This window comes from Amycolatopsis benzoatilytica AK 16/65 (genome assembly GCF_000383915.1).
GTDB lineage: Bacteria > Actinomycetota > Actinomycetes > Mycobacteriales > Pseudonocardiaceae > Amycolatopsis > Amycolatopsis benzoatilytica.
Window position 1 is genome coordinate 1,075,401 of record NZ_KB912942.1, and the last position, 26,613, is coordinate 1,102,013.

Here is a 26,613-nt window from a genome sequence, read left to right on the forward strand (position 1 = left end):
GCAGCGAAGCGCCGGGGCACAGAGGGGGAAGGCATGAGCAGGTTGTCAGCGGAGGAGATCGCCCAGCACGCGTACCGCGCCGGGTTTCGCGGCCAGGCGCTGACCACCGCGGTCGCGGTGGCGCTGGCCGAATCGGGCGGCAATGCGCGGGCGCACAACGGAACCCCGCCGGACAACTCGTACGGGCTGTGGCAGGTCAACATGCTCGGCTCGCTCGGACCGGCCCGCCGGCACGAGTTTCACCTGAACTCCAACGACGAACTGTTCAACGCGGACGAGAACGCGAAGGCCGCCTGGTCGATTTCCGGGCACGGCAAGAGCTTTCAGCCCTGGTCCACCTACACCGACGGCGCGTACAAGAGCCATCTCGCCGCGGCGCGCAAGGCCGCCGAGGATGTCACCCGGCACCACGGGGCGCATCCGCCGAAGCCGGCACCGCACAAACCCGCACCGCACAAACCCGCACCGCACAAGGGCGGTCCGGACGGCGGGTTCAAGGCGGATCTGCAGCAGTTCGTCGCGTACGAGAAGAAAACCGAGCAGATCGCGGACGAACTGGTGGCGGTCGGACGCAAGACCGTGCACCGGGTCGCCGGGATCGCCAAGGACAGCTTCGGCAAGGTCGGACAGGAGACCGGGTTCTCCGACGCGCTTGGAGAGTTCAGCCGTTCGCTGGAGTCGCAGGTGCGCGCGACCGGCGCGCAGGCGCGCACGCTGAGCGCGTCGGTATTCCAGGCACGGCAGGCATACGCGGCCGCCGACGCGGACGCGAAGGCCGCGATCAGTGCGCAGGACATCAAGGGAATTCTGGGCTGAGGCAGGGGGAGCCGGGATGGACACCGCAGGAGTCGCGACGCTGTTCGCGGACGAAATCAAGACGCATCACGAGAAACTCCAAGGCAAGGCCGCGGAATCCCAAGCCGCGCAGCAGGCGCTGCGGCAGGCCGCGAACGAGATCACCGAGCAGTACGAGGTGCAGCGCAAAGCCGCGCACTCTCTGCTGAACGCCTGGCACAGCAAGGCGAACCCGGCGTTCGAGCACGACAGCGACAGATTCGGCCGCGACCTGAAGGTCACCGCGCAGGCCAGCCGGCACGGCGCGCAGGTGGTCGCCGAGGTCACCGACGCGCTCGCCGGACGGCACCAGGCCACCGGGAAGCTGCTCGACGAGTTCATCGCGAGGGCACGCAAGATCATCGAGGCGGGCTACCTGCTGGCGCGCAACGGCAGCCCGGCGGCGTTGCTGATGGCGATCGGGGACGTGGCCGACCTGGCCGGCAAATACCTCAAGGAATCGTCCGGCCACCTGAAGAACGCCCGCGCGGAGATGGAGGACGCCGCACGCAAGCTGCGGGCGCTGCAGCAGGACCTGAACCACGACGGTGTCGCCGACCCGGGCAAGCCGCGGCCGAAGACGCCGGGAAACCACCAGAAGCACGAACAGCACAAGCAGCACGAGGCGCACAAGAAGCATCAGCAGCACCACCCGCACCCGACGCACCCGGGCAAGACGAAGACGAGCAACAGCAAGCAGGTCACCGAGATCCTCGACCACGCCCGGCACAACCTCGGCTACCACGAGGGTCCGAACAACCGGAACAAATGGGGCCCGACCGGACAGCCGTGGTGCGCGTACTTCGCGACGTCGATGTGGCGCTCGGCCGGCGTGGACATCCCGAAGTACGGCTTCACCGGCGACGTCTACAAGTGGGGCGAACGGCACCACTTGGCCTACGACCGGGCCGCCATCGCCCACAACGCCCGCCCCGGCGACACCATCCTGTTCGGCGACGGCCCGTCATGGGGGAACAGCCACCACATCGGGATCATCGAAAAGGTCGAGGGCAACAAGATCACCACGATCGAAGGCAACGCGAACGACCAAGTGGAGCGCCTCACCTACGTCCTGCCGCGCGACCTGCACAAGTTCTACGGCGGAGTGCACCCGAAGTGACCACGAACGGCACTGCCCGCCGCGGCGGAGTAGCGGTGGAAGTCGCACCTGGAGGGGCCCTGCGCTCCCTGGACCTGACCGCGGAAGCCCTCCGCGGCGGCGGGTTGCGCCTGGCCGAGACCATTCTGCGCACCGTTCGCGAAGCGGCCGCGGAAGCGAACGAACGCGCCCGGCGCGTGCTGGAAGCGGAACTGGGCGACCTGAGCGGCGCGGAACTGGGCAGGTTGGGGCTCCAGCGGGAAGAGGAACTGGCAGCTCGGGTCGAGGAGACCACGCCGGACACGTGGAGGGCGTGATGGAGGAATCGGCTCGCGCGGCCGTTGACCAGGCCGCCGCGGACGGGCGTGCGGGTGTCGGGTTGGTCGCGGCTGGCGCGGATGAACACGGTAGCGACGAACGCGGCATCGACGAACTGATCGAGATCGCTGACGAAATCCCGGACCAGCTGGGCTTGTCCGAGGGGCTGGCGGACATCCGCGCCTCGGCCCGGGGCGAGGGCGTAGTGGTCACCGTGGACCTGCACGGGATGCTCGTGGCCCTGGATATCGGTGAATCCGCCCTGGAACTTGGCCCGGACGCGCTGGCCGCGGAGATCGCCCGGCTCAGCGCGGAGGCCGGAACGCTCGCACTGCGCGACGGCATGCGAGCCATCCGGGCAGGCTGCGCTCCGGCCGTCGCGGCGGCAGTCGAGGGCGTGGTGCCCGTGGACGACGAGCCCGCTGCAAGCTCCGCACCGGATCCAGTGCCCGAACCCGTGCCGGCGGCCGAGGCCCCAGCGTCGCGGCGTCGCCCATCACCCGACGACGAGGACGGCGAGGGCGGGTTCGTGCTCAAGCCGGTCGAGCATTGAGCAGCGTTTCGACCGAAGCCACGGCTGACCGTGCGCGATGGAGCCAGGCAGCGACTGGCCGAGCCCCATGCCAGCTCCGCGCCCCGGTCGGCCGCCGGCCCCGGCTCCGGTTCTGACCGGGAGCTCCGGCCCCGGCTTCCAGCTCCGGCCCGGCCTCCAACCTGGGTGATCTCCGCGCGCCTGCCGTGCAGGTTTCCGAACCCGTGTCAGGCTGGGAGCCATGACCCATTACGCACTCGCCCAGTCCGTGGCCATCGCGACCGACCTGGAAGCGAAAGGTTTCCTCGGCACGGTCGGCAAAATCGCGGCGGCCACGGTCATCTTCTTCATCGCGATCGGACTGATCGTCGGCCTCGTGATCGGGTACTTCGTCGGCCGCTCGGTCGGCCGCGGGCAGGGCAGCAATCGCTGACCGAGCCGGACCGGCCGCCGGGCGAACGCTGTCCGTTTCGTGTCCGCCGCGTCGATTGTCGGTTCGAACGGGCGATCGTCATGCGTTCCTGGTTGGCCGGCTGGTGACGGCCAGCGGCACCGGCTTGGCGAACGTGCCGAGCACCGGTGCTCGCCTGGTCCGTCCTCGTCTGGGACGGAGCTTCGGCCCGCACGGCGTACTGCTCCTGTCGCGGTGAGCTCGATCGGAGCGGCTCGTGCCTCCGCATTCGGCGGTGCCGGTCTTGTGTCCTCGTCGAATGCGGTGTGGCGGAAGAGGGTTCAGCGCCAGGTCGGGGCGTCGCCTCTATCACGGTGTCGCCGGGGGCACCGCAGGACCGAAGCGGAACAGGTTCGCCGGGTCGATTTCGCGTTTGATCTCGGTGAGCCGCCGGTAATCTCCCGGGTCGTAGCATTCGCTGGCGGCAAGGGCGCGGTCGCCGAAGACGAAGTTGAGCACCCGCGACGTCGAACCGCATCCGAGGCCGTTGAGCACACTGCGGTGGAGGTCGGCGAGTCCCGGTGCCGCCGGAAAGAGAACCGGGCTGGTGGCCCGCACCAGGAACCGCGTATCGCGGCGGCCGACCGCATTGGCCGGACTCGCCGGGCGGCTCATCGCGCCGCCGAGGTGATGGACGGTCAGGAACATCGCGTGCTCGGCTCGCGGACTGAACCAGGCGGGATCAACGGCGTCCGGATCGAGGTCGCTGGTGGCGACGGCGTCTCCCTGGTAACCGTGCGGTCGCACCGGCTCGGCGAACACGTCGCCGAGGTCGGCGTACCGCATGGGGCGCACGGTGTCCTCGACCGGACCGAAGGCCCGCAACAGTTCCGTCGATCGAGCGCACCGGTCGAGGTCGGTTCCGGCGATGAACACCCGCAGCGTCCGGCGGCCGCGCAGGTGGGGCGGAAGGCCGGGAGCGTCCGGGAAAGCCATCATGGACAGCGAGGACGTCAGCGTTTCGGGCAGGTCCTCGGTCCATTCGCGATAGCGGTGCAGCAGATCGGCGAATCGGTCCGGATCGAAGGCGAGACTCCCGCCCAGGATCCGGTCGACGGGAAAGAGCCGCACCCGGATCGAGGTCGCCACGCCGAAACTGCGGCCGGCGCCGCGCACCGCCCAGAACAGCTGCGGTTCGTCGGCGCTCAGATGCCGCAGCTGGCCGTCCGGGGTCACCAAGTCGAGGCTGTGGACGTGGTCGGCTGCGTAGCCGTAGCGACGAGACAACGGCCCGAGCCCGCCGCCGAGGGTGTATCCGGCTACGCCGACGGTCGGCGAACTGCCGCTGAGCGGCGCGAGGCCGTGGCGCGCGGCTTCGTGCACGACGGTGCCCCATCGGACACCTGCGCCGACGTCGGCGGTCTGCGCGTCCGGGTCGACGTGCAGATGGTCGAGGCGATCGGTGACGATCAGCATGCCTCCGGCCTGGGACACCGCGCCGTGCCCGCCGCCGCGGATCGCGACCGCAAGGTCCCGCTCGGCCGCTTCGGAGATCGCGCGCTGGACGTCGGCCGCGTCCGAAGGCCGGTCCACCACATCGGGTTCGCATTGGACGGCGGTCTGGAAACCCAGGTCGGCAATCATCGGATCCTCTTCGAAGCGAGTGGGGGACGGGAAGCCGTCGCGAACATCGCGACGACGAGGAGCGCGGCGACCGCTGCGGCGAAGGCGAGGCCCGACAGGCGCAAGCCCCACCGGGCGGAAGCGGCTCCGGCGAGCATCACCGGGACCGAGATTCCGAGGTAGACGACCAGGAAGAAACTGGACATCGTCCCAGCGCGCTGGTCGGCGGGGGCGAGGGCGCCGACGACGGCGACCGCGCCGCGGAACGCCACCCCCTGTCCGCCGCCGATCACGACCGTGGCGGCCGCCAGCACTGCCGCGGACTGCGTGCCGATCGCCGCGGCGAGCCCACCGACCCCGGCCAGCACCACCGCGCAGCCGATCGGCAGCGCGCGACCGGCCGGCACCCGCCGGGAGAGCACCTGACCGGCCGCCGATGCTGCGAACATCGCGAAGACGACCAACCCGGGCACCGCTGGACTGCGCACCTCGAGCAGCTGCACCAGCATCGACGGTTCCACGGCGGCGACGAGCCCGAACACCGCGAAGGCAGCGAACATCGCGGCGGCCGCGGGCAGGAATACCGGCCGGACCTCGGCGGGCAGCACCGGCCGGACGATCCGGAACCGTGGCCTCGCTCGCGTCGGGGGTGGCGAAAGCGGGGGACGATCTGTCGCGTCCGCGGCGGGCGGCTCAGGCGTCCGCCAAACGGCGATCGCGGCCGGGATCAGCAACGCCAGATGCACGAGGAAGGGCAGCCGCAACGGGGCCGGCGCGACCGATGCCAGCACCCCGCTGAGCAACGGCCCGCAGCCCAGCCCGGCCATTTTGGCGACGGTCGCGACCAGGCCGGCGTGCGCTTGGTCGCCCCTCGGGTGCAGTTCGCCGAGCGCGGCCGTGGCGGTGCCGGTGACCAGCCCAGCCGACAGCCCGGAGAGCACGCGCCCGGTCAGCAGGCCGGCGAGCCCGGCACCGCCGAGAAAGGCAATCGCCGACAGCGCGGCGCAGGCCGATCCGGCGAGCAGCACGCGCCGCCGGCCGAGCACGTCCGACGCTCGGCCGAACAGCAGCAGTGCCGCGATCACCCCGGCCGCGTAGACCGCGTAGAGCAAGGTGCTGGCCAGCTCGCCGAACCCGAATTCGTGCTGCAGCAACGGATACAGCGGCGTCGGCAAGGTCGTGCCCGCCATGGTCACCCCGAACGCGAAGGCGACTCCCCAGAACCCCGCAGCGTGCCGCACTCTCATGCCACCAGCGTTGCCCGAGCACCAGTGATCAGTCCAACGGATGTTTTCCATTGCCACGATCGATATGATCAATCCATGGAATTGCGCCAGCTCGAGCACTTCCTGGTCCTCGCCGAGGAGTTGCATTTCACCCGCGCCGCCGCGCGGGTGCACCTGGTGCAGTCCAGCCTGTCCAGCTCGATCGCCGCGCTGGAGCGCGAGCTGGACGCCGAACTGTTCGTCCGGTCGCGGCGCAGAGTCACGCTGACCGAAGCCGGCCGGGCGCTGCTGCCTGCCGCGCGCCGGGCGGCGGCAGCGGCCGAAGAGTGCCGGGACGCGGTCGCCGCTATCCGAGGCGTGCTGCGGGGCCGAGTCCGGATCGGCGCCATCCAGGCGGTGGGCGGGATCCCGCTTTCGCGGCTGCTGGGCGAGTTCCACGCCCGCCACCCGGCGGTGCACCTCCACCTGCGGCACGACTCGGTGCCGGGCCTGGTCCGAGAGGTGGTCGATGGCGGCCTGGACCTCGCTTTCGTGGACCGCCCGTTCGACACCCGGCACGTCGAGTACCGGACGCTGGCGGCGCAGTCGCTGGTGCTAGCGGTCAGCGCGGGCGACCCGCTGGCCGGGCGCGACCGTGTCGCGTTGGCCGAGCTGGCGGATCGCGAGTTCGTCGAATACCGCGCGGATTCCGCGCTGCGGAACCGGATCGACGCGGTCTGCGACCGCATCGGGCTGGCCCGGCGCAGCAGCTGCGAGGTCGACACGATCGCCGACCTCCTGGACTCGGTCGAGCAGGGGATCGGCGTCGCGCTCGTTCCGCCGGAGGCGGTGCGGCGCCACCCGGAGGTCCGCACTCTCGAGACCGACCCGGGGATCGGCCGGGAGGTGGTCGTGGTGCACGCCGCCGACCGGCCGCCGAGCCCCGCGGCGGCCGCGTTCCTGGCGCTGCTTCCGGCCTGACCGCCGGTCCGTGAAGGACCCCTTCCGGGAATCAGATTCCCCGAAGGGGCCATTCACGGACTTCCTGCCGCGCAGCGTGCGAGAGGCACCGCCTCGGCCGTTCGGCCGATCCCCGCGGAGGAACCCCGGCCGAACGGCCACCTGGCCCCGGCCGTTCAGATGATCACTTCGGCCGTCCCCGCCGCCAGTCTCGATCCGGATCGAATACGCCGGACCAAGGGGTGACTGGGGATCATGAACATCGGCACGTGGCTGCAGGCCAAAGCCGTCTGGGTGCGCGCCACCCGCGCCCGCAAGCGGACCTTCGCGGCGTTCGCCGCGGTGATCGTCGCAGGAGTGATCGCCGTCGTCGGCAGCTTCGGCCCGGTCGACCTGGAGGTCTACCGCTTTGGCGCGGACGCGGTACTGAACGGCGGCGACCTGTACGGCCAGTTGCCGGTGACCCGGTCGGGCATCTCGCTGCCGTTCATCTATCCGCCGTTCGCGGCGATCCTCTTCACCGCGCTGGCGGTCCCGCCGCTGGCGGTCGCCTCGATCCTGCTCGACGTGCTGTCGGTCGCGGCGCTGTGGGCCGCCCTGTACGCGGCCGTCCGTCGCTTGTGGACTGGCTGGCCCCGCCGCACCGCACTTGCCGTCGCGACTGGTCTGACCGTGGCCGCTTTCGCTTTCGAGCCGGTGCGCTCGACTGTCTTCTTCGGACAGATCAACCTGATCCTGATGGGTTTGGTCGCCGTCGACTGCCTCGCGCCGAAACCGCGCTGGCCGCGCGGGATCCTGGTCGGCATCGCCGCCGCGATCAAGGTCACGCCCGCCGGATTCCTGCTGTTCTTCTTGCTCACCAGAGACTTCCGCGCCGCCCGCAACGCGGTGCTCGCCGGAGCCGGGGCGACCGCGCTCGGTTTCCTGGTCGCTCCGCGGGCATCCGCCGCTTACTTCTTCGGCGGCGGGCTCACCGGCGCGGCCGGTCTCAGCGGCTCGCCGTATGCGACCAACCAGACCATCGAGGGCGCGCTCAACCGGTTGGACCTGGCACCGCTCGTGCACGACGTGCTCTGGTTCAGCCTGTCGGCTTTCGTCCTGCTCGCCGCGGTGATCGTGATCCGCCGGGTCGAGGGACCGGTCGCGTTCGCCGTCAACGCGACGGCGGTCCTGGTGCTTTCGCCGATTTCCTGGTCGCACCACTGGGTCTGGGTCGCGCCCGCGGTGCTGATCTTCGCCGCCCGGGTACGCACCTGGCGCGGTGCGGCGGCGCTGCTGGCGGTCTCCGCGGTGTACATCGCCGCACCGCACGCGTTCTTGCCGTCCGCTGAGTCGCGGGAGCTGCTGTGGGCACCGTGGCAGCACCTCGTCGGCGACGCCTATCTCCTGCTGGGGCTGGGATTCCTGGGTTGGCAGCTGTTCGCGACGCAGCCGGTCCGGGTGGAGAAGCCGGTGCTGGAAGCCGGCTGACCGGCCAGCGCCGCCAGCCGCCGCCTCAGAACCAGTGCAGGCAGTGCGGTGCCCGCTCTCCCCGGAACAGCGCGTCCGCGTCCTCGGCAGCCCCGTCCCGGTGTGCCTGCACGCGACCGGCCCGCACCAGCGTGCTCACCGGGGTCCCGCCGAGATATACCGACCCGAGGTCGCTCACGTCCAGCGACAGATCCGCCTCCCGGTCGGTTCGCGCGCACTCGGCCTTCCCGTCCCGCACCGTCAGCAGGTACCGGCCGGTCTGGTCGGCGAACCCGTCCGCCACGTCCAGGACCAGTTCCCCGTCGGCGAACCAGCCGCGCGCGGTCAGCGCCCGCGGGACGTCCAGCAGCCGCACCCACAGCCAGTCGGTCTCGCCGGCCGGCTCCGCGGCGCGGAAGTCCCGCAGCTGCCAGCGCAGCGGGCTGTCTTGCGGGACCTTCCGGAACACGACCGTCTTCACCAGGTCGTGGGTGAGCAGGAACCGGGCCAGCGCGGCGGCGGCTTCGTCGCCCCCGATGGTCTCGTCGACGGTCAGCGTGTCGCCCGCGACCAGGTAGGTCGCATAGCCGTCCGCGACGCCGTCCGGGTCGCGGTGCACCGCGACGTGCCGCGGTTCCGGCGCGACCGGCGGCTGGCCGGCGCCCAGCTCCCACCAGCGGCGCGGCCGGGTGACCGCGCCGGGTTGAGTGCGGCGGTACCGGTCGTAGATCTCCGCCAGGAGGTCAGTGCTCGTTTCGCGGGTCCGCATCTCGATCGTCCCCCGCGTCTGCGGCACGGCGAACGCGGCCGCGCTCCGGTCGACGGTCAGCCGGTGCAGGTAGGTCGCCGGACCGTAGCCGAAGCGGCGGTAGATCACCGCTTCGGAAGCGAGCAGGACGGACAGGAATTCGTCCCGGTCGCGGCAGTTCTGGAGCTGGCGCCGCATCATCGCGCTCAGCACGCCTTGCCGCCGGTGCGTCGGCAGCACGCCGACGCCGGTCAGCGCGCCCGCCGGGACCGCCGCGTCGCCGGGCAGGGTCAGCTCGAACGAGTACGAGCTGGAGCAGCCGATCGGCCGCCCGTCCGGCCCGAGGGCGAACAGGCCGCGGTCGGGCTCGAACGCCGCCATCAGGCCACTGCCCGCGGCGGTCGGGAAGAACTGGCCGAACGCGGACGTGACGGTCGAGAAGTAGAGGTCGTAGTCCTCGGAGGTGGTCTGCCGGATTTCCATGTGCGCGCGGTGCCTTCCCCAGGAGCTGACGTGTCCGCCGTATTCTCCCCGGCGGCGGCAAGCGAATTACCGCTGCGTCGCTTTCGGCGGGGCTCCGTCAGGGCGTTTCGCGACCAGCCGGTGACCGCCGCCGTGGGATACCACGCGGCCGCCGGTGGGGGGCGCGAAATGAGTGCCCAGCACGAGAGTTTCCGAGCCGGCCAGCCCCGTCAGCAGGCGGCGGCGGGTCTTCTCGGATTCCGCCGGGTCGATGTCCACCGACGCGCCGATCTCCGGATGGGCGAACTGCACCGGATGGTGCACCGCGTCCCCGGTGATCAGCGCGGTTTCGCCGGAGCTGGTCACCTCGACCGAGACGTGTCCCGGCGTGTGCCCGGGGGTCGGCAGCAACCGCACGCCGGACACGATTTCCACGCCGTTCGCCGGCACATCGACCAGGTCCAGCAAGCCCGCGCGCTCCACTGGCAGCAGGGAGTCCTCGAACATCTGCTGGCGTGGCCCGTCCATGGCGAAACCGGCCCAGAACTCCCGTTCGGCGCGTGCGGTGACGTACCGGGCCGCGGGGAAGGTGGGCACCCACTCGCCGTCGCGGGCACGGGTGTTCCAGCCGACATGGTCGGTGTGCAGGTGAGTGAGCAGCACCAGATCCACCTCGTCCGGGGCGAACCCGGCCGCGCCCAGTGCGTCCAGGTATCCGGTGTCGAGATCGTGCCACGCCGGGTTGGCGCGGGTTTTCCCGTTGCCGATGCCGGTGTCCACGAGGATCTTCATCCCGTCCTTCTCGAACGCGAAACTGTGGCTGTGCAGCCGAATCGCGTGATCGGCGTCGGCGAAGTCCGGAAACAGCCAGTCCGCGTTTCCGACGACCTCGGCGGTCGCGCCGGGAAGCAGCCACCGGCCAGTGGCAGCGGGCAGTTCCGCCTCGTCGATCCGGTGGACGGCGACCTCGCCGACGATCCAGGGCCGCATCCCCGATCCCTCCTTAACGCAACTTGTTTGCGTTAAGTGACAGTACTGGGTACCGTCACTTAACGCAAACAGTTAGCTTTTAGGAGGACTTGTGTCCGAACTGGCCCCCGGCGAGGCAGCACGCCTGGCCGCCCGAGCCGGACTGCCGCTCGACGCTGCCAGGCACGCCGCCGTGGCCGCCGCCGCCGACCACATCCACTCCGTGGTGTCCGTGCTGCGCGAGCTGGATTTCCACGAGACACCACCGGCTTCGACCTACCGCGCGGAGGAGGGCGTCCGCCATGTCGCTGGCTGACCTGACCCTCGCCGAAGCCTCCGCCGCGATCCGGAACCGGCGGATGTCGCCAGGAGAACTGGTCGAAGACGTCCTGGCCCGCATCGACGAGGTGGAGCCCCGTCTGCACGCGTACGTCGCGGTGGACGCGGACCGGGCCCGCGCCGAAGCCCGAGCCGCGGAACGAGCGGAGATCCGCAGCCCGGTGCAGGGCGTCCCGATGGGGCTGAAGGACCTGATCGACGTGGCCGGAACCCCGACCACCGCGAGCTCCCGGGTCCGCGCCAGTCATCTCGCCGAGAAGGACAGCACCGTCGCCGCTCGGCTCAAGGCCGCCGGAGCGGTCTTGCTCGGCAAGACGCACACGCACGAATTCGCCTACGGGCTCACGACTCCGCAGACGCACAACGCCCGGAACCCGTCCCGCGTCGCCGGCGGCTCCAGTGGCGGTTCGGCGGTAGCGGTAGCCGCCGGAGCGGCGATCTTCGCCCTGGGCACCGATACCGGTGGCTCGATCCGGGTCCCCGCCGCGCTGAACGGGGTCGTCGGCCTGAAGCCGACCTACGGCCTCGTCCCGGGCAACGGCGTGACATCGCTGTCCTGGTCGCTGGACCACGTCGGCCCGATCACCCGCACCGTCGAGGACGCCGCGCTCGTGCTGTCCGTCCTCATCGGACAGAACGTGGCCTCGTCCGGCTGGAACCCGGACGGAGACCTGCGCGGACTGCGCGTGGGAGTGCCGGTCAACCACTACTTCGACCACATCGCCCCGACTACGGAAGCCGCGGTACGCGAGGGCATCGACCGTCTCGCCGCGCTCGGCGCCGAGGTGGTCGACGTCGAAATCCCGATGACCCGCTACCTGCAGGCGACGCACTGGGGCCTGATGGTCCCGGAGGCGACCGCCTACCACGAGCGCGACCTGCGCGCCGTGCCCGACCAATACTCCGCGGACGTCCGGGTCCTGCTCGAAGCCGGTGAACTGATGAGCGCGGGGGACTACCTGCGCGCCCAGCGCGCCCGCACCCTCCTGCGACAGGAATGGGCGCGGCTGTTCGAAAAGGTCGACGTGCTCGCCGCGCCGACCGTTCCGATGACCGCGGTCCCGGCCGGGCAAGAGACAGTCACCTGGCCCGACGGCACTGTCGAAGCGGTCTCCGACGCGTACGTGCGGCTGTCGGCTCCGGCGAACATCACCGGTGCGCCGGCATTGACGCTTCCGGTCGGCCAGGATTTCGACGGGATGCCGATCGGTCTGCAGCTGCTGGCCCGGCCGCACGGCGAGCCGGTGCTGCTGCGCACCGGACACGCGCTGGAGAGGACGCGGCTTAAAGTGGCACGGTGAGCCAGAAGCGGATGGTGCGTCCCGGCGGGCGCAGCGCACGAGTCCAGGAATCGGTGCACACCGCGGTCCGCGACCTGATCGCGGAATCGGGCCGGGACGCGCTGACCGTGCCCCAGGTCGCGGCTCGGGCCGGCGTCACGCCGTCGACGATCTACCGGCGATGGGGCGACCTGCAGGAACTCCTGTCGGACGTCGCGGTGGAACGGCTGCGCCCGGAAGCGCCGCCGGAGGACCACGGCTCGCTGGCCGCGGACTTGGCGGCGTGGACCGAACTGTTCCTGGACGAGATGGCCTCGCCTGCCGGGCGGGCCTATCTCCGCGACGCGCTGCTCGGCGATCCGGACGGGAGCAACGCCGGACAGTGCTCGGCGTACGCCGCTGACCAGGTGGAAGCCATCCTGGCCAGGGCGATCGCCCGGGGCGAGGCGGCACCGGCGGCGGAAGCGGTGATGGACCGGGTGGTGGCGCCGATCATGTACCGGATCCTGTTCCGCCCGCACGGTCTCGACGCCGCCTACGCCCGCCGGTTGGCGGCGGAGGCACTGGGCTGAACCCGTCCGGGGCCGCACCCAGTGCCAGTCCGTGCCTGGCCGCGCGAGCGGCTTACTGCCGGATCGCCTTCGGCTGGACCTGCCCCTGGACCCGCTCCTGGAACCGCGCCAGCAACGCCGCCGCCACGCTCACCGCGATCACCGCCGGTTCCTTCCCGCGCAGCTCCGGCAGGCCGATCGGAGTGGTGATCTTCTCCAGCGCGGCCTCGTCCTGGCCCAGGTCGAGCAGCCGTTTCCGGAACCGCGACCACTTTCCGGCCGAGCCGATCAGCCCGATCGACCCGCATGACCCGTTGCGCAGCGCGGCGTCGCACAGGGCGATGTCCTCCGCGTGATCGTGCGTCATGATCAGCACGTGCGTGCCGGCCGGCAGCTCCGGCAGCACCGTCTCGGGCAGCAACGGAACCTGGTGAACATGCACGCTCGCCACCGCGTCCGCCAGCACCCCGAGCCGTTCCGGGGTCAGCTGTTCGGGCCGGCTGTCGATCAGGTGCAGCGCGACCTCGTGCCGGGCGAGCACCCGGGCCAGCTCCAGCCCGACGTGGCCGGCCCCGAAGATCGCCACCGCCGGGCGCACCGGCAGCGGCTCGAACAGGAGCGTCATCTCCCCTCCGCAGCACTGCACGCCGTGCTGGTAGGGCGCTTTGTCCGACAGCGCAAGCGTTTGCAGCTGTGGCGCGGTCGCGTTGTCCCGCAACAACTCCCGGGCGCGTTCGATGGCGACTGCCTCGGCGTTGCCGCCGCCGATCGTGCCGTGGCATTCGGCGGCACCGACCACCATTTTCGCGCCGCCCTCGCGCGGGGTGTGCCCGCGCGAGGACGTCACCGTGACGAGCACGCCGGGCAGCCCGGCGTCCCGCAGGTGCTGCACCGCGTTGAGCCAGTTCACGGCTGGCCCACCAGGTCCGCTTCCCGCTCCTGCACGCCAGGAATGCCGGCGACCGCCCGTTCGATCGCCCAGAACACCGCTTCCGGCGTGGCCGGCGAAGCGAGATCGACACTGTTGCCGGGCGCACCGAACGCCGCCACCGCCTGCCGCAGCGCCTCGCGCACCGAGAAGGCCAGCATCAACGGCGGTTCGCCGACCGCCTTCGACCCGTAGACCGCGCCGTCCTCGGCCGCGTCGGCGAGCAGCGTGACATTGAAGACCTCGGGCATCTCCGAGAAACTCGGCAGCTTGTACGTGCTCGCCGCCTGGGTGGCGAGCCGTCCTCGGGTCGGCCGGTCGGACTCGTCCCAGCGCAGGTCTTCGAGCGTCAGCCAGCCCATGCCCTGCACGAAGCCGCCTTCGATCTGGCCGATGTCGATCATCGGGGACAGGCTGTCGCCGACGTCGTGCACGATGTCGACTCGCCGCGTCCGGTACGCGCCGGAGAAGTCGTCCACCTCGACCTCAGTGAGCGCCGCGCCGTAGGCGAAGTACTTGAACGGCGATCCGCTCATCGTCGCGGAGTCCCAGCTCAGCCCCTCGGTCCGGTAGTACCCGGCGGCCGAGAGGTGCACCCGGGCGAAATAGGCCGCGTTCACCAGCTCGTCCCAGCCGATCTCCTCGCCGGACGCGGCCCGCGCGACGCCGCGGGCGATCCGGACCTCGCTCTGCGCCGCGCCGAGCTTCTCGGCGGCGACGGTCAGCAGCCGGTCGCGGATCTGTTCGCAGGCGTTCTTCACCGCGCCGCCGTTGAGGTCCGCGCCGGAACTCGCCGCGGTGGCCGAAGTGTTCGGCACTTTGTCCGTCCGGGTCGGGGCCAGCCGCACCTTCTCCGGCGGCACGCCCAGCGCGGTCGCGGCCACCTGCAGCATCTTCGTGTGCAGGCCCTGGCCCATCTCGGTGCCGCCGTGGTTGATCAGCACCGAGCCGTCCTTGTACACGTGCACCAGCGCGCCGGCCTGGTTGAACGCGGTGAGATTGAACGAGATGCCGAACTTCACCGGGGTGATCGCCAGTCCGCGTTTGGTGTGCGGGTGTTTCGCGTTGAACGCCGCGATCTCCGCCTGCCTGCGTCCGGCGTCGCCGCTGTCCAGCAACTGCTGCCAGATCCGGTGGATCCGCTCCGGGTGCCGCACCGGCATCCCGTACGGCGTGTCCTGGCCTTCGGAGTAGAAGTTGCGCCGCCGCAGCTCGATCGGGTCGATGCCGAGCAGCGGAGCGCAGCGGCCGAGGATGTCCTCGATCACCAGCATGCCCTGCGGCCCGCCGAAGCCGCGGAACGCGGTCTGCGACGTCTTGTGCGTCTTCGCGATCCGGCCCAGAGCGCGGACATGGGGGATCCAGTACGCGTTGTCGACGTGGCACAGCGCGCGGGCGAGGACCGGTTCGGACAGGTCGAGGCTCCAGCCGCCGTCCGCGGTCAGCGACACGTCGAGCGCCTGCAGCTTGCCGTCGGCGTCGAACCCGACGCTCCACTCGGCGTGGAACCCGTGCCGCTTCCCGGTCATCGTCATGTCCTGGGTGCGGGTGAGCCGCAGCCGCACCGGGCGTCCGGTCAGCGTCGCGCCGAGCGCGGCGACCGCGGCGTACCCATGGGGCTGCCATTCCTTGCCGCCGAAGCCGCCGCCCATCCGCAGGCTCTGCACGGTGACTTCGTGGCTGTGCTTGCCCAGCACGTGCGCCACGATGTCTTGCGTTTCCGACGGATGCTGGGTGCTGCTGTGCACGAAAACCTGATCGCCTTCGTCCACATAGGCCAGCGCGGCCTGGGTCTCCAGATAGAAGTGCTCCTGCCCGGCGAAGTCGAACTCGCCGCGGAAAACCTGTGCCGCAGCGGACATCGCTTCGTCGACCTCGCCGCGCGCCACCACGCGCGGCTCGCCCTGGAAGCTGCCCGCGGCGATCGCCTCGCCGACCGTCACCAGCGAGGGCAGCGCTTCGGTCTCCACCTCGACTGCGGCCGCGCCCAGCCGGGCCGCTTCCAGCGTCTCGCCGAGCACCCAGCAGACCGCGTGGCCGTAGAACATGACCTCGGACGGGAACAGCGGTTCGTCGTGGTGCACCCCGGAATCGTTGACGCCGGGGACGTCCGCGGCGGTGAGGATCCGGACCACGCCGGGCACCGCCTCGGCGGCCTCGGTGCGGATGGCGAGCACCTTCGCGTGCGCCTCGGGTACCTGTACCGGGTATGCGTGCAGGACGTCCTTGGTCCGCGCGACGAGGTCGTCGGTGTACAGCGCGGTGCCCATGACGTGTGCGGTGGCGGCTTCGTGCGGCCGGGGAATCCCGATGGACGGGCTTTCCGGGCGTTCGGACAGTGCGCTCATGCCGTCGCCTCCTTGACGAGTTCCACGCTGGCCGCCGGGGAGCCGACGGCGACAATGACAGTGATTCGCTTGCCGGCGGCGCTCATGCTCGTGCCCCCTCCAGGGAGTCGGCGTGCAGTTTCAGCAGGCTGCGGCCCAGCGTCGCGGCACGGTAGGCCGCGCTGGCCCGGTGGTCGTCCATCGGCGTGCCCTCGCCGCGCAGGATTTCGGCCGCCGCGTGAACGGTTTCCTCGTTCCACGGCCGCCCGACGAGCGCCGCTTCGGTCCGCAGCGCCCGGATCGGCGTCGCCGCGACCCCGCCGAGCCCGATCTGCGCGGTGCGCACCAGCCCGTCGTCGAGGTCGAGCGCGAACGCGACGGCCACGCTGGAAATGTCGTCGAACCGGCGTTTGGCGATCTTGTGGAACGCGGTGGTTCCGGCCAGCGGCAACGGAATACGCACCGACCGGATCAGCTCGTCCGGCCGCCGGACGCTCTGCCGGTAACCGGTGAAGTACTCAGCCAGCGGCACTTCCCGTTCCCCGTCCACTGAGGACAGCAGCAGGCTCGCGCCGAGGGCGAGCAGCACCGGCGCGGCGTCGCCGATCGGCGAACCGGTGCCCAGGTTCCCGCCCAGCGTCGCCGCGTTGCGGATCAGCCGGGACGCGAACTGCGGGATCAGTTCGCTGAGCAACGGAACCCGCCCGGCGAGCCGGCGGTCCATCTCGGTGAGGCTCAGCCCGGCGCCGATCTCCAGCACGTCCGTGCCGAACTCCAGCACTTGCAGTTCCGGCACGCGGTCGATCGCGACCGCACAGTCCGCCCGGACACCGCGGATGTTCACTTCCACACCCCAGTCCGTCGCTCCGGCGACGAACACCGCGTCCGGCCGGTCGCGGCGCAGCCGCAGCGCTTCCGTCCAATCGGCCGGTCGCAGGTACTCGCGGCCGCCGCCGGTCAGCTGCGTGGCCACCGGTTCCGGTGCGCGGTGCTGGCGCCGCTCGGCCAGCGGATCCTCGGCCGGAGGGACTCCCAGCGCGTGCGCGGCGTCGCGAATCGGCCGGTATCCGGTGCAACGGCACAGGTTTCCGCTCAGCGCGTGGATGTCGAACCCGTTCGGCGCGTGCTCGTCGCCGCCGCAAGCGCGGTCGCTGCGGTAGTACTCGGCGGCCATGCTGCAGACGAACCCGGGCGTGCAGTAGCCGCACTGGGATCCGCCGCGCACCGCCATTTCCCGCTGGACCGGGTGCAGGTCCGCGGCGGAGCCGAGCCCTTCGGCGGTCCAGACTTCTTGTCCGTCAAGGGATCCGACCGGAGCCAGGCAGGCGTTGATCGCGACCAGGTCGGTCGGCGTCTCGACGCCGGGGCGGGCGACCAGGATCGCGCAGGCCCCGCATTCGCCTTCGGCGCAGCCTTCCTTGCTGCCGGTCAGGCCAAGGCCGCGCAGCCAGTCCAGTGCCGTGGTGTGCACGGGAACGTCGCCGATGGCGGTGCGTTTCCCGTTGACGGTCACCTCGGGGTCGACCATCGCAGAGTTCCTCTCGTCTTCGCTGAATCCGGGGTCACGGCCGCTTCCGCGCAGACTACGGCGCAGGTCAGCGGGTCGCGAGGGCTCCGTCGGGCGGATAGCCGGACGGGGGACGGGCGTCAGCCCGCACAGGGGAGCGACCGAGCGGAAGGACCGCTCAGGGACGCGCGCGCCATCCGTGCGCGACTCGCCCCTTGTTCCAGGCGGACTGGCGCATGCGACGACGGAGGTCGGCACGCTGGCCGGGGGTCAGCCGCATCGCGCACCTCCTCGAGAGCAAACCGGATCAGCGGTGCACCCACACCGCGAGAGCCGAAGCGTAACTCCGGTCGGCAGCCGGAGACAAGGGCCGGCCGGCTGCGCGCAGTGACTCAGGACACTCTTTGAAATACCCCTTGGGGGTATACGGTTCGATCATTGGCAAGAGCGCGAACGAAGGAGAAACCAATGACTGTCAACGGCACCGCCCTCTCGACGGACCAGGTTCAGCTCGGCGTGGTGCGCGCCCCGTCGAAGGCGGGCGAGACCGGCGAACTCTCGTTCACGGTCAGCACGCTCGACGGCCGCCCGGTCACCCAGTACGAGGAGGCGCACGACCAGCGGCTGCACCTGATGGTGGTCCGCAACGACGGCGAGTACTTCCGCCACCGCCACCCGGTGCTGGACCCGGAAACCGGCGTCTGGACGATCCCGTGGACCTGGGAGGCGGCCGGTACCTACCGCGTCTTCACCGACGTCACTCCGGCAGGCGGCGAGAGCGTGACGCTGTCGCGGACGGTCGAGGTGGCCGGTGACTACCAGCCGCGCGACCCGGAACCGGTCGCCAAGCACGCAGCCGACGGGTACGAGGTGACGCTCGAAGGCGAACTCGCGGCCGGTGCCGGGACGATACTGACCGCGCGGGTCGGCCGCGGCGGAGAGCCGGTCACTGACCTGGAGCGCTACCTGGGCTCGTTCGGCCACCTGGTCGCGCTGCGCCAGGGCGACCTCGCCTACCTGCACATCCACGCGCTCGACGACGGGATCTCCGGCCCGGAGATCCGTTTCCACGCCGAGGCCCCGACGACCGGCCGTTACCTGCTCTACCTGGACTACCAGGCCGAAGGCGTCGTGCGCACCGCGCGCTTCGTTCTCGACGCCGCGCTCGCCGCGCCTGGGGCCAGGGAGCACCACGAACACCACGTCACGCACGCAGACCACCACCACTGAGCGGCCGCCGGATGCCGTGTCGCTCGCCCCCTGACCGAAGAGAAAGCGAAAGAGAAATGACTACCGTGCAGCAATCCCGCCCAGGCACCCGCAGATGGTGGGCGCTCGGCCTGATCTCCTTGGCCCAGTTCATGGTCATCATGGACACCTCGATCATCGGCGTCGCGCTGCCCCGGATGCGGGACGCCCTCGGCTTCACGCCCAGCACGCTGTCCTGGGTCTTCAACGCGTACGTGATCGCTTTCGGCGGCCTGCTGCTGCTCGGCGGCCGGCTGTCTGACCTGTTCGGCGCCCGCCGGCTCTTCGCGGCCGGCTGGGCGGTCCTGCTGGCCGGTTCGGTGCTCGCCGGCGCCGCCGGGAACGTGCCGGTCGAACTCGCCGGCCGGATTGTGCAGGGCGCGGGCGCGGCGCTGATCGCGCCGAGTGCGCTGACCCTGCTGATGATGCTTTTCGGCGGCAACCCGAAGGAACTGACCAAGGCGCTGGCGCTCTACGGCGCGGCTGCGCCCGCCGGCGGAACCGCCGGGGTGTTCCTGGGCGGCTTGATCACTGAGTACCTGTCGTGGCCGTGGGTGTTCTACCTGAACGTGCCCATCGCCGTGCTCGCCCTTGTCGCCACTCGGATTCTCCCGGGGGGAGCGACCGGCGCCCGCGGCGCCGTCGACGTCTTCGGCGCACTGACCGTCACGCTCGGGCTCGGCACCCTGGTCTACGGCATCGTCCGCGCCCCGGACGCAGGCTGGGCAGCCGCGGAAACCTGGGTCGCGCTGGGCAGCGGACTGGTCCTGCTCGCCGTTTTCGTGCTCCGGCAGGCGAAGGCCGCCGCCCCGCTGATGCGGCTGTCGATCTTCCGTGCCCCGCGGCTCGGCGCGGCGAACCTGGCGCAGGTCTTCCTGGGCGCGGCGTGGATCCCGATGTGGTTCTTCCTGAACCTGTACCTGCAGCAGGTGCTCGGCTTCCGGGCGTTCCCGGCCGGCGCGGCGCTGCTGCCGATGACCGCGCTGATCATGCTCGGGATGATCGCGCTGGCACCGCGGGCGATCGGCCGGTTCGGCCCGAAGCCGCCGGTCGTGGCCGGACTGATCTTGCTGGCCGCCGGGCTCGGCTGGCTGTCGCTGGTCCGCGCGAACGGCAGCTTCTGGGTGGACGTGCTGCCCGCTTCGCTGGTCGCGGCGCTGGGGATGTCGCTGGCTTTCATCCCCTCGTTGAGCACCGCGATCTCGGCAGCCCGGCCGGAAGAGGGCGGCCTCGCCTCAGGGATCGTCAACACCGGCTACCAGGTCGGCTCGGCGCTCGGACTGGCCGTGATGACGGCACTGGCGGCTTCGGCGGGGGCCGGCGCCCTCGGCGACCCGGCGGCGCTGACCAACGGGTATTCGGTGGCGTTCATCGGCTCGGCGGTCATCGCCCTCGCCGGTGCCGGGCTGGCGGTGCTCACCTTCCGGCGTCAGTAACCCCGAAGTCCGTGAAGGGCCCCTTGCCGGAATCAGATTCCGGCAAGGGGCCCTTCACGGACTCGGGGCAGGCGGGTCAGGCGGCCTTGACCGGCTGCTTGTCCGAGATCCGCGCGTACAGCCCGGCGAACAGCAGCACGAAGGCGACGGTCAGGATGATGTGCCCGAGCCCGGCGATGCCGGCGATCGCGCCACCGGATTCCTTGCCCAGCACGGTAAGCGTGCCATGCACGGCCATTCCGCCGACAGTGATCACCATTCCGGCGTGGTAGCTCCAGAAGAACGGTTTGAACGACTTCGTCTCCGACAGTGCGAAAACCTTCTCCAGCACCAGCACGATCAGGAACACCAGGGTGCCGAGCGCGAGCAGGTGGGTGTGCAGGATGGCGAGCTGGGTCTCGCCGGTGAAGTTCTTCGCCTTGGTCAGCTCGCGGTAGTACAGCCCGCCGAGCAAGCCCAGGATCGTGTAGATCACGGCTGCCCAGTAGATCTTCTTCGTCATCGGTTCTCCTCGGCGCCGGCGCGAGCCGGCTGGTGGATCCGTCCGTCGACGACCTCGTGCACCGAGTCGACCCCGTCGAGGTGGGAGCGGTCGTGGGTGACCAGTACGGTCGCCGTCGCCTGTTGGTGCGTGATCGTAGTGAGCAGGCCGATGATCGCGGCGCCGCGGTCCTGGTCGAGCGCGCTCGTCGGTTCGTCCACGAGCAGCACGTCGGGTTCGTTCATCAACGCCCGCGCGATGTTCACCCGCTGCTGCTGTCCGCCGGAAAGCCGCCCGGGCCGGTGGTTCGCGCGGTCGGCGAGCCCGACCGCGGCGAGCAGCTCCCGCGCACGGTTCGCGGCTTCGCGGCGCGGCATTCCGCCCAGGCGTGCCATCACTTCCAGCTGTTCGGCCGCGGTCAGCGAGGCGAGCAGGTTGGGCTGCTGGAACACGATCCCGATCTTCGTGCGCCGCAGTTCCGCGAGCGCGGCCCGGTCGAGGCCGGTCGTGTCCACCCCGCCGACGACCACGCTTCCGCGATCCGGCCGGATGAGCGTCGCGGCGACCGCCAGCAGGCTCGACTTGCCCGAGCCGGACGGGCCGACGACCGCGGCGACGCTGCCCTCCGGCACGTCGAGGCTGACCTGGTCGAGCGCGGTGAGGCGGGAATCGCCGTCGGGGTAGGTGAGAGTGATGTCGGACAGGTGCAGGCTCATCAGTGCGCTCCGGAAGTGAGGGCGGTCAGCGGGTCGACGGACGTGATGCGGCGGACGGCCAGCCCGGCGCCGAGCAGGCCCAGCACCACCAGCACCGCGGCCGGGCCGAGCAGCGTGCCCGCGCTCAGCACGAACGGCACCGTCCCGGAAGCGACCGCCCCGAGCGCCGCGGCGAGGCCGGTGCCGAGCGCGGTTCCGCCGACCAGCAGGAGCACGGCTTGGCCGAGCGCGTCCCGCAGCAGGTACCTGGTGGTCGCGCCGAGCGCTTTCAGCACGGCGATGTCGCGGCTGCGCTGGATCGTCCACACCGTGAAGAACGCGCCGATGACCAGCGCCGAGATCGCGAAGAGGAAGCCGCGCATCAGCTGGAGCGAACCGTTTTCCGCGGTATAGGAACCGATCGCGGACAACGCGGCGTCCTTGCTGACGGCCCGGGTGCCCAGGCGCGCGTCGGCGGCGGCGAGCGCGGCCGGGTCGGTCGTGGTCACCGCGAGAACGGTGGCGTCCGTGCCGGTGAAGTCGGTCCACACCACCGGCAGGTGGCTGTAGGAGGCGTCTCCGGCGACCGCCGCGACGGTGACCTGCCTGCCCTGGAGGGTGATTCGTTCGCCTGTCTTCGCCTGCAGCTTGTCCGCCGCGCCAGCGGACAGGACGACGGCGCCCGGACCGGGCTTTTCCGGTGCGAGACCGGAATCCGGCCGGACGGCGAACGTCGACACGGTGGCCGCGTGCGGGCCGGAGCCGGCGTTGACGGTGCCGATCGCGATCGGCGTCGCGCTGGTCACCCCCGGGAGGCGGGCGTACTGTTCGGCCTGGTCCCGGGTCACTGTGGACTGTCCGAAAGAGAGGGACCCGCTGCCCGGATCCGAAAAGACCAGCCGGTCGGCGTTGAGCCCGACGACCGCGGACGTGCTCTGCCCGGCCAGCCCGGCAGTGAGCCCGGACAGCAGCCCGACCAGCAGCGTCATCAGCACGACGACGGTTCCCATCAACGCGAACCGCCCCTTGGCGAAGCGCAGATCCCGCCACGCGACGAACATGATGCATCCCTTCCTTGCCCGGTGTGCCTTCCAGGTTCGTCCGGCCGGGGCGCGGAGGCATCGCGCCGCGGATGGCTCTGCCGGCATCGATGGGCGCACCCGCCGCTCAACCTTTCGATTGATGCCGATCCGACGCGAAGCACGGACAATCGAGGAGAGGAGGCTTTCGTGAACCCGCACACCCTCGACCGGCCGTTGCGCGTGCTGCGCGTGTGCCTGCACCTCCTGCTGGCCGGGCTTTTGGTGCTCGCGGTCGCGCGCGCGTTCGCCGACGGCCAGCCGCAGGCCCCGTCGGTGCTCGCGGGTGCGCTCGTGCTGGGTGCCGTCTACACCGCTGGCCCGCTGCTGCCGCGCGTCGGCCGCTCGCCCCGTGCCACCGCCGGCTGGCTGCTTGCCCTCGGCGTCGCCTGGCTGCTCCTGCTCTGGCTCACTCCGGATGGAGTCTGGCTGGCATTCCCGCTGTACTTCCTGCAAATGCACCTGCTCCCGACGCGATGGGGGCCCGCCGTCGTGGCGCTCACCACGGTGCTGGCCATCGCCGGATTCACCCGGCACCAGGGCGGTCTCAGCGTCGGCGTGGTCATCGGCCCGGCCCTCGGCGCCGCGGTCGCGATCGCCACCGTGCTCGGCTATCAGGCGCTCTACCGCGAAAGCGAACACCGACGGCAGTTGATCGACGAACTGCGCGAAACCCGCAACGACCTGGCCGCGATGGAACGCTCCGCAGGCGTGCTCGCCGAACGCGAACGGCTGTCCCGGGAAATCCACGACACGCTCGCGCAGGGCCTTTCCAGCATCCACCTGTTGCTGCGCGCCGCCGAACGTGCCTTGCCGGACCGGCCCGCCGCCGCTCTCCCGCACGTCGCGCAGGCCCGGCAGGCTGCCCAGGGCAACCTCACCGAAGCCCGCCGGCTGGTCTACGCACTGTCCCCGGTCGAACTGGAGGGCGCGTCCCTGCCCGCGGCGCTGGAACGCCTGTGCCGGCGGGAAGGGCAACGATCCGGCCTGACTGTCCACTTTCACCTGAGCGGCACCGCGTTCGACGTGCCGACCGCCTATGAGGTCGCCTTGCTGCGCATCGCCCAGTCCGCGCTGTCGAACACCGTCCGGCACGCTTCGGCCAGCCGGGCCGAGCTGACCTTGAGCTACATGGACACCAGCGTCACCCTGGACGCCGTGGACGACGGAATCGGTTTCGACCCGCAAGCCCTGCGCGGCGGCAGCGAAGAAGGCGGCTTCGGCCTGGCCGCGATGCGCGCCCGAGCCCGCTCGCTCGGCGGTACGTGGACGGTCGAATCGTCGCCCGGTCACGGCACCGCGCTGGCCGTCAGCTTCCCGGTGGACCCCCGATGATCCGCCTCCTGCTGGCCGACGACCACCCGGTGGTGCGGGCCGGGCTGCGCGCCGTCCTGGAAACCGAGCCGGACCTGGAAGTGGTCGCCGAAGCCTCTTCCGCGGAAGACGCCGTGCGGCTGGCGCCCGGCGTGGACGTGGTGCTGATGGACCTGCAGTTCGGCGCCGGAATGCACGGCGCCGCCGCGACCGCGGAAATCACCGCGGCCGCGGACGCGCCGAAAGTCCTGGTCCTGACGACTTACGACACCGACGGCGACATCCTGGCCGCGATCGAGGCGGGCGCGACCGGCTACCTGCTGAAAGACGCCCCACCGGAGGACCTGGCCGCCGCGGTGCGCAACGCCGCCGCCGGGCAGACCGTGCTGGCGCCGGCGGTCGCGCACCGGCTGATGAACCGGATGCGCACCCCGGCCGCGGCGTTGTCCGGACGGGAGATCGAGGTGCTCGGCCTCGTCGCCGACGGACTGTCCAATGTGGAAATCAGCAAGCGGCTGTTCCTGAGCCAGGCGACGGTGAAATCGCACCTGGTGCACATCTATTCGAAGCTGGCGGTGGATTCCCGCACCGCCGCGGTGGCGGCGGCGCAGGCACAGGGCTTGATCCGGCGCTGACTCGCGAGCACTTCTTCGGCCGGTGTTGGCCGGTCCGTGAAGGGCTCCTTGCCGGACTCAGATTCCCTCAAGGGGCCCTTCACGGACTTCCCGAGCCACCCCGGCCGAGCCGACCGACCCGAGCCGAGCCGGTTCCGTTGCGTCAGCTCTTGGCCGCGGCTGCCTGGATCGCTTCGAACTTGGCCCCCATCTGTCGTGCCAGTGCCTCCGCGGCCCGCAGCGGCCGGACCATCACCATGAAGTCCGCGATCTTCCCGTCCGCGTCGTAGCGCAGGAAATCGCACCCGGTCACCGCGAGTCCCTCCACCTTCGCCTCGAACACGAGCGCGTGCTCCTTCCCGTCGGCGATCTCGCGGACGTACCGGAAGTCCTCGAACACCTCGGCTACCCCGCGCAGGATCGCCGCGGTGATCGGTTTGCCCGAGTACGGCTTGAACGCGACCGGGCTGCAGAACACGACGTCGTCGGCGAGCAGTGCCTCGGCGGCGGCCAGGTCGTGCGTTTCGATCGCCTCGCGGAACGTCTTCATCGGGCGGGTCCTCCGTGGTCGTGGTCCGCTCACCGTACCGAAGAACCCGCACGCCGCGGGGTGGCCGCGAACTGGCCGTCGGCGAGGCGGGGAGCGACAATACCCGGGGTTCCGCGGGACGAAAGGCACGTCGATGACGCTGTTCGCGATGGCGATCGTGTTGCTCGCGGGCCTGGCCGGCCCGCTGCTGGCGACGCCGAAGCGGACCCGGATTCCGATCGTCGTCGGCGAGATCGCGCTCGGCGTCGTGGTCGGCCGGACCGGGTTCGGCTGGGTCGACGCGGACGAGCCGATCCTGTCCTATGTCGCGTCCGCCGGATTCGCGCTGATCATGCTGGTCGCGGGAAGCCACGTGCCGCTGCGGGACGCGGCGTTGCGGGTCGCCGCCGGGCGGGGCGCGTTGCTCGCCGCGCTGGTCGGGGTGCTCGCGGTGCCGGCTGGCTACGGTGTCGCGGCACTTGTCGGAACCGGGCACGGGCTGCTCTACGCCGTGTTGCTCGCGTCGAGTTCGGCGGCGCTCGTGATGCCGGTACTGGACGAAACGAAGCTCGCCACTCCGCCTGCGGTCGCGTTGATCGTGCAAGTCGCGATCGCCGACACCGCCTGCATCGTGGCGTTGCCGCTGGCCGCCGCACCGGGGCGGGCCGGAAAAGCGGCGCTCGGCGCGCTCGCGGTGATCGCGGCCGGTGCGGTGTGGTTCGTGCTCCTGCGGTGGCTGCACCGGCGCGGGCTCGTCGACAAGGCCCACGACCTCAGCAAGACCCGGCATTTCGGCCTGGAAATCCGGATCGCGCTGATCGTCCTGTTCGGCCTTGCCGGGCTCGCCCAGCTGGTCGGCGTGTCGGTGATGCTGGCCGGGTTCGTCGCCGGCCTGGCGCTGGCCGCGGTGGGGGAGCCGCGACGGCTCGCGCGCCAGTTGTTCGCCGTGACCGACGGATTTCTCGGGCCGCTGTTTTTCGTGTGGCTGGGCGCTTCTCTCGACCTGCGGGCGCTCGGTCAGCACCCGGTGATGTTCGTACTGGCCGCGGTGCTCGGTGTCGGCTCGGTCGTGGTGCACGGCGCGACGCGGCTGCTGGGCCAGCCGCTGCCGCTGGCGGTTCTCGCCGGCGCGCAACTGGGCGTGCCGGTCGCGGCGGTCACCATCGGGACGCGCGAACAGTTGCTCGCCCCGGGGGAGGGCGGGGCCATTCTCGCCGCCGCGCTGATCAGCGTCGGCGCCACCGCGTGGGCGGCGTCCCGCGCGAGCAAGGACCAGTCCGCCGAACCGAGGGAGGCGTCGTGAAGGAACACTGGAAAGACGAACCGGACGATCACGATTACCCGGCCGCGTTCGACTACCTCACCCTGATCTCGCCCGAGGAGGCCGCGAGCGGGCTGGTCGACCAGTTGAAGCAAGCGAAACTGACGCACCGCAAGGCAAAGGACATCCTCCGTGCGAGCGGACTGAAGCTGCTGCCCGAGGACAACGTGCACGTCGCGAAAGACCTGGCGAAGGTCAAGGACGGCACCGCGCTGTCGCCGGTCCTGCTGGTCCGCGGCCACGGCCATCCCGGCTTCGACGCCCGCGAGGACCTCGTGATCGCCGACGGCTACCACCGGGTGTGCGCGTCGCACCACCTGGACGAGAACGCGGACATTCCCTGCAAACTGATCTGAGCGGCGGCTTCGGTTCCG

General features: G+C 70.9%; 27 protein-coding genes. 16 read left to right on the top strand and 11 right to left on the bottom strand.

The annotated features are described in order from the left end of the window. Positions 1-33 precede the first annotated feature (33 nt). The 5 genes from AMYBE_RS0105065 to AMYBE_RS0105085 all read left to right on the top strand — a co-directional run bounded on the left by AMYBE_RS0105065 (position 34) and on the right by AMYBE_RS0105085 (position 3,216). Complete coding sequence (locus AMYBE_RS0105065; protein ID WP_020658258.1) at positions 34-816, top strand: transglycosylase SLT domain-containing protein; 783 nt, start codon at positions 34-36, stop codon at positions 814-816. Positions 817-832: 16 nt separating this feature from the next. After that, positions 833-1,954 (top strand): CHAP domain-containing protein, encoded by a 1,122-nt coding sequence (locus AMYBE_RS0105070; RefSeq protein WP_020658259.1) that lies wholly within the window; start codon positions 833-835, stop codon positions 1,952-1,954. After that, the gene (locus AMYBE_RS0105075) at positions 1,951-2,250 is read left to right on the top strand and encodes a hypothetical protein (RefSeq protein ID WP_020658260.1); all 300 of its coding nucleotides are present in this window, start codon (positions 1,951-1,953) and stop codon (positions 2,248-2,250) included. Before AMYBE_RS0105070 ends, AMYBE_RS0105075 begins: the two co-directional genes overlap by 4 nt. Next, a complete protein-coding gene (locus AMYBE_RS0105080; protein WP_211226797.1) occupies positions 2,250-2,804 on the top strand; it encodes a hypothetical protein in 555 nt (184 codons plus the stop codon). The genes AMYBE_RS0105075 and AMYBE_RS0105080 overlap by 1 nt, the downstream gene beginning before the upstream one ends. A 220-nt stretch (positions 2,805-3,024) precedes the next feature. Further along, positions 3,025-3,216 carry a Z-ring associated ZapG family protein gene (locus AMYBE_RS0105085; protein ID WP_020658262.1) on the top strand — a complete coding sequence of 64 codons (192 nt, stop codon included), beginning with the start codon at positions 3,025-3,027 and terminating at the stop codon, positions 3,214-3,216. 327 nt (positions 3,217-3,543) lie between these two features. Here AMYBE_RS0105085 and AMYBE_RS0105090 read toward each other — a convergent pair whose 3' ends face one another. Both AMYBE_RS0105090 and AMYBE_RS0105095 read right to left on the bottom strand, forming a co-directional pair. Then, a complete protein-coding gene (locus AMYBE_RS0105090) occupies positions 3,544-4,818 on the bottom strand; it encodes an FAD-binding oxidoreductase (RefSeq protein ID WP_020658263.1) in 1,275 nt (424 codons plus the stop codon). Next, positions 4,815-6,044: an MFS transporter gene (locus AMYBE_RS0105095; RefSeq protein WP_051124629.1), complete on the bottom strand. Its 1,230-nt coding sequence runs from the start codon at positions 6,042-6,044 to the stop codon at positions 4,815-4,817. The genes AMYBE_RS0105090 and AMYBE_RS0105095 overlap by 4 nt, the downstream gene beginning before the upstream one ends. Positions 6,045-6,119: 75 nt before the next feature. On the opposite strand from AMYBE_RS0105095, the gene AMYBE_RS40875 reads away from it, so the two are divergent. Together AMYBE_RS40875 and AMYBE_RS0105105 are read left to right on the top strand one after the other, a co-directional pair. Beyond that, entirely contained in the window at positions 6,120-6,983 is an 864-nt protein-coding gene (locus AMYBE_RS40875) for a LysR family transcriptional regulator (protein WP_020658265.1), read from the top strand. A gap of 234 nt (positions 6,984-7,217) precedes the next feature. After that, positions 7,218-8,432 (top strand): glycosyltransferase 87 family protein, encoded by a 1,215-nt coding sequence (locus AMYBE_RS0105105; RefSeq protein ID WP_020658266.1) that lies wholly within the window; start codon positions 7,218-7,220, stop codon positions 8,430-8,432. A gap of 25 nt (positions 8,433-8,457) precedes the next feature. Here the strand turns inward: AMYBE_RS0105105 and AMYBE_RS0105110 are convergent, their stop codons facing one another. Next, complete coding sequence (locus tag AMYBE_RS0105110) at positions 8,458-9,642, bottom strand: GNAT family N-acetyltransferase (protein WP_020658267.1); 1,185 nt, start codon at positions 9,640-9,642, stop codon at positions 8,458-8,460. A 66-nt stretch (positions 9,643-9,708) separates the two neighbouring features. Next, on the bottom strand, positions 9,709-10,611 hold the full coding sequence (locus AMYBE_RS0105115; protein ID WP_020658268.1) for an MBL fold metallo-hydrolase: 903 nt from the start codon (positions 10,609-10,611) through the stop codon (positions 9,709-9,711). 91 nt (positions 10,612-10,702) lie between these two features. Between AMYBE_RS0105115 and AMYBE_RS0105120 the strand changes: the two genes are divergently transcribed. The 3 genes from AMYBE_RS0105120 to AMYBE_RS0105130 are packed head-to-tail and all read left to right on the top strand — an operon-like array spanning position 10,703 to position 12,781. After that, positions 10,703-10,906 carry a hypothetical protein gene (locus AMYBE_RS0105120; RefSeq protein WP_020658269.1) on the top strand — a complete coding sequence of 68 codons (204 nt, stop codon included), beginning with the start codon at positions 10,703-10,705 and terminating at the stop codon, positions 10,904-10,906. Beyond that, entirely contained in the window at positions 10,893-12,230 is a 1,338-nt protein-coding gene (locus tag AMYBE_RS0105125) for an amidase (protein ID WP_020658270.1), read from the top strand. Before AMYBE_RS0105120 ends, AMYBE_RS0105125 begins: the two co-directional genes overlap by 14 nt. Then, entirely contained in the window at positions 12,227-12,781 is a 555-nt protein-coding gene (locus tag AMYBE_RS0105130; RefSeq protein ID WP_020658271.1) for a TetR/AcrR family transcriptional regulator, read from the top strand. Before AMYBE_RS0105125 ends, AMYBE_RS0105130 begins: the two co-directional genes overlap by 4 nt. 52 nt (positions 12,782-12,833) lie before the next feature. Here the strand turns inward: AMYBE_RS0105130 and xdhC are convergent, their stop codons facing one another. From xdhC to AMYBE_RS0105150, 3 genes are all read right to left on the bottom strand, one after another. Beyond that, positions 12,834-13,670 carry a xanthine dehydrogenase accessory protein XdhC gene (xdhC, locus tag AMYBE_RS0105135; protein ID WP_020658272.1) on the bottom strand — a complete coding sequence of 279 codons (837 nt, stop codon included), beginning with the start codon at positions 13,668-13,670 and terminating at the stop codon, positions 12,834-12,836. Further along, positions 13,667-16,036 (bottom strand): xanthine dehydrogenase molybdopterin binding subunit, encoded by a 2,370-nt coding sequence (xdhB, locus tag AMYBE_RS0105140; RefSeq protein WP_020658273.1) that lies wholly within the window; start codon positions 16,034-16,036, stop codon positions 13,667-13,669. The genes xdhC and xdhB overlap by 4 nt, the downstream gene beginning before the upstream one ends. A gap of 82 nt (positions 16,037-16,118) precedes the next feature. Next, a complete protein-coding gene (locus AMYBE_RS0105150; protein WP_020658275.1) occupies positions 16,119-17,543 on the bottom strand; it encodes a xanthine dehydrogenase small subunit in 1,425 nt (474 codons plus the stop codon). 447 nt (positions 17,544-17,990) lie between these two features. Between AMYBE_RS0105150 and AMYBE_RS0105155 the strand changes: the two genes are divergently transcribed. Together AMYBE_RS0105155 and AMYBE_RS0105160 are read left to right on the top strand one after the other, a co-directional pair. Beyond that, a complete protein-coding gene (locus tag AMYBE_RS0105155) occupies positions 17,991-18,752 on the top strand; it encodes a hypothetical protein (protein WP_020658276.1) in 762 nt (253 codons plus the stop codon). Positions 18,753-18,808: 56 nt separating this feature from the next. Then, positions 18,809-20,206, top strand: a complete 1,398-nt coding sequence (locus AMYBE_RS0105160; RefSeq protein ID WP_020658277.1) for an MFS transporter — start codon at positions 18,809-18,811, stop codon at positions 20,204-20,206. A 76-nt stretch (positions 20,207-20,282) separates the two neighbouring features. Here the strand turns inward: AMYBE_RS0105160 and AMYBE_RS0105165 are convergent, their stop codons facing one another. From AMYBE_RS0105165 to AMYBE_RS0105175, 3 genes are read right to left on the bottom strand one after another with little or no spacing between them, the layout of a single operon-like run. Next, positions 20,283-20,708 (bottom strand): DUF2871 domain-containing protein, encoded by a 426-nt coding sequence (locus AMYBE_RS0105165; RefSeq protein WP_020658278.1) that lies wholly within the window; start codon positions 20,706-20,708, stop codon positions 20,283-20,285. Continuing rightward, the gene (locus AMYBE_RS0105170; RefSeq protein WP_020658279.1) at positions 20,705-21,403 is read right to left on the bottom strand and encodes an ABC transporter ATP-binding protein; all 699 of its coding nucleotides are present in this window, start codon (positions 21,401-21,403) and stop codon (positions 20,705-20,707) included. Before AMYBE_RS0105170 ends, AMYBE_RS0105165 begins: the two co-directional genes overlap by 4 nt. Beyond that, positions 21,403-22,443: an ABC transporter permease gene (locus AMYBE_RS0105175; RefSeq protein ID WP_020658280.1), complete on the bottom strand. Its 1,041-nt coding sequence runs from the start codon at positions 22,441-22,443 to the stop codon at positions 21,403-21,405. The genes AMYBE_RS0105170 and AMYBE_RS0105175 overlap by 1 nt, the downstream gene beginning before the upstream one ends. A gap of 168 nt (positions 22,444-22,611) precedes the next feature. On the opposite strand from AMYBE_RS0105175, the gene AMYBE_RS0105180 reads away from it, so the two are divergent. After that, a complete protein-coding gene (locus AMYBE_RS0105180) occupies positions 22,612-23,796 on the top strand; it encodes a sensor histidine kinase (protein ID WP_020658281.1) in 1,185 nt (394 codons plus the stop codon). After that, positions 23,793-24,410: a response regulator gene (locus AMYBE_RS0105185; RefSeq protein WP_020658282.1), complete on the top strand. Its 618-nt coding sequence runs from the start codon at positions 23,793-23,795 to the stop codon at positions 24,408-24,410. The genes AMYBE_RS0105180 and AMYBE_RS0105185 overlap by 4 nt, the downstream gene beginning before the upstream one ends. A gap of 142 nt (positions 24,411-24,552) precedes the next feature. On the opposite strand, the gene AMYBE_RS0105190 is transcribed toward AMYBE_RS0105185, so the two are convergent. Beyond that, positions 24,553-24,939, bottom strand: a complete 387-nt coding sequence (locus tag AMYBE_RS0105190; RefSeq protein WP_020658283.1) for a nuclear transport factor 2 family protein — start codon at positions 24,937-24,939, stop codon at positions 24,553-24,555. A gap of 133 nt (positions 24,940-25,072) precedes the next feature. Between AMYBE_RS0105190 and AMYBE_RS0105195 the strand changes: the two genes are divergently transcribed. After that, positions 25,073-26,221, top strand: a complete 1,149-nt coding sequence (locus AMYBE_RS0105195; RefSeq protein WP_020658284.1) for a cation:proton antiporter — start codon at positions 25,073-25,075, stop codon at positions 26,219-26,221. After that, the gene (locus AMYBE_RS0105200; RefSeq protein WP_020658285.1) at positions 26,218-26,595 is read left to right on the top strand and encodes a hypothetical protein; all 378 of its coding nucleotides are present in this window, start codon (positions 26,218-26,220) and stop codon (positions 26,593-26,595) included. Before AMYBE_RS0105195 ends, AMYBE_RS0105200 begins: the two co-directional genes overlap by 4 nt. Positions 26,596-26,613: the final 18 nt, after the last annotated feature.

Excerpts from the sequence above, each read along its gene's own strand:
- AMYBE_RS40875 (WP_020658265.1), top strand. The coding sequence starts at position 6,120 with ATGGAATTGCGCCAGCTCGAGCACTTCCTGGTCCTCGCCGAGGAGTTG.
- AMYBE_RS0105165 (WP_020658278.1), bottom strand. The coding sequence starts at position 20,708 with ATGACGAAGAAGATCTACTGGGCAGCCGTGATCTACACGATCCTGGGC.
- AMYBE_RS0105160 (WP_020658277.1), top strand. The coding sequence starts at position 18,809 with ATGACTACCGTGCAGCAATCCCGCCCAGGCACCCGCAGATGGTGGGCG.
- AMYBE_RS0105155 (WP_020658276.1), top strand. The coding sequence starts at position 17,991 with ATGACTGTCAACGGCACCGCCCTCTCGACGGACCAGGTTCAGCTCGGC.
- AMYBE_RS0105085 (WP_020658262.1), top strand. The coding sequence starts at position 3,025 with ATGACCCATTACGCACTCGCCCAGTCCGTGGCCATCGCGACCGACCTG.
- AMYBE_RS0105175 (WP_020658280.1), bottom strand. The coding sequence starts at position 22,443 with ATGTTCGTCGCGTGGCGGGATCTGCGCTTCGCCAAGGGGCGGTTCGCG.
- AMYBE_RS0105105 (WP_020658266.1), top strand. The coding sequence starts at position 7,218 with ATGAACATCGGCACGTGGCTGCAGGCCAAAGCCGTCTGGGTGCGCGCC.
- AMYBE_RS0105125 (WP_020658270.1), top strand. The coding sequence starts at position 10,893 with ATGTCGCTGGCTGACCTGACCCTCGCCGAAGCCTCCGCCGCGATCCGG.
- AMYBE_RS0105090 (WP_020658263.1), bottom strand. The coding sequence starts at position 4,818 with ATGATTGCCGACCTGGGTTTCCAGACCGCCGTCCAATGCGAACCCGAT.
- AMYBE_RS0105065 (WP_020658258.1), top strand. The coding sequence starts at position 34 with ATGAGCAGGTTGTCAGCGGAGGAGATCGCCCAGCACGCGTACCGCGCC.
- AMYBE_RS0105190 (WP_020658283.1), bottom strand. The coding sequence starts at position 24,939 with ATGAAGACGTTCCGCGAGGCGATCGAAACGCACGACCTGGCCGCCGCC.
- AMYBE_RS0105080 (WP_211226797.1), top strand. The coding sequence starts at position 2,250 with ATGGAGGAATCGGCTCGCGCGGCCGTTGACCAGGCCGCCGCGGACGGG.
- AMYBE_RS0105185 (WP_020658282.1), top strand. The coding sequence starts at position 23,793 with ATGATCCGCCTCCTGCTGGCCGACGACCACCCGGTGGTGCGGGCCGGG.
- AMYBE_RS0105150 (WP_020658275.1), bottom strand. The coding sequence starts at position 17,543 with ATGGTCGACCCCGAGGTGACCGTCAACGGGAAACGCACCGCCATCGGC.
- AMYBE_RS0105070 (WP_020658259.1), top strand. The coding sequence starts at position 833 with ATGGACACCGCAGGAGTCGCGACGCTGTTCGCGGACGAAATCAAGACG.
- xdhB (WP_020658273.1), bottom strand. The coding sequence starts at position 16,036 with ATGAGCGCACTGTCCGAACGCCCGGAAAGCCCGTCCATCGGGATTCCC.
- AMYBE_RS0105170 (WP_020658279.1), bottom strand. The coding sequence starts at position 21,403 with ATGAGCCTGCACCTGTCCGACATCACTCTCACCTACCCCGACGGCGAT.
- AMYBE_RS0105095 (WP_051124629.1), bottom strand. The coding sequence starts at position 6,044 with ATGAGAGTGCGGCACGCTGCGGGGTTCTGGGGAGTCGCCTTCGCGTTC.
- AMYBE_RS0105110 (WP_020658267.1), bottom strand. The coding sequence starts at position 9,642 with ATGGAAATCCGGCAGACCACCTCCGAGGACTACGACCTCTACTTCTCG.
- AMYBE_RS0105195 (WP_020658284.1), top strand. The coding sequence starts at position 25,073 with ATGACGCTGTTCGCGATGGCGATCGTGTTGCTCGCGGGCCTGGCCGGC.
- AMYBE_RS0105115 (WP_020658268.1), bottom strand. The coding sequence starts at position 10,611 with ATGCGGCCCTGGATCGTCGGCGAGGTCGCCGTCCACCGGATCGACGAG.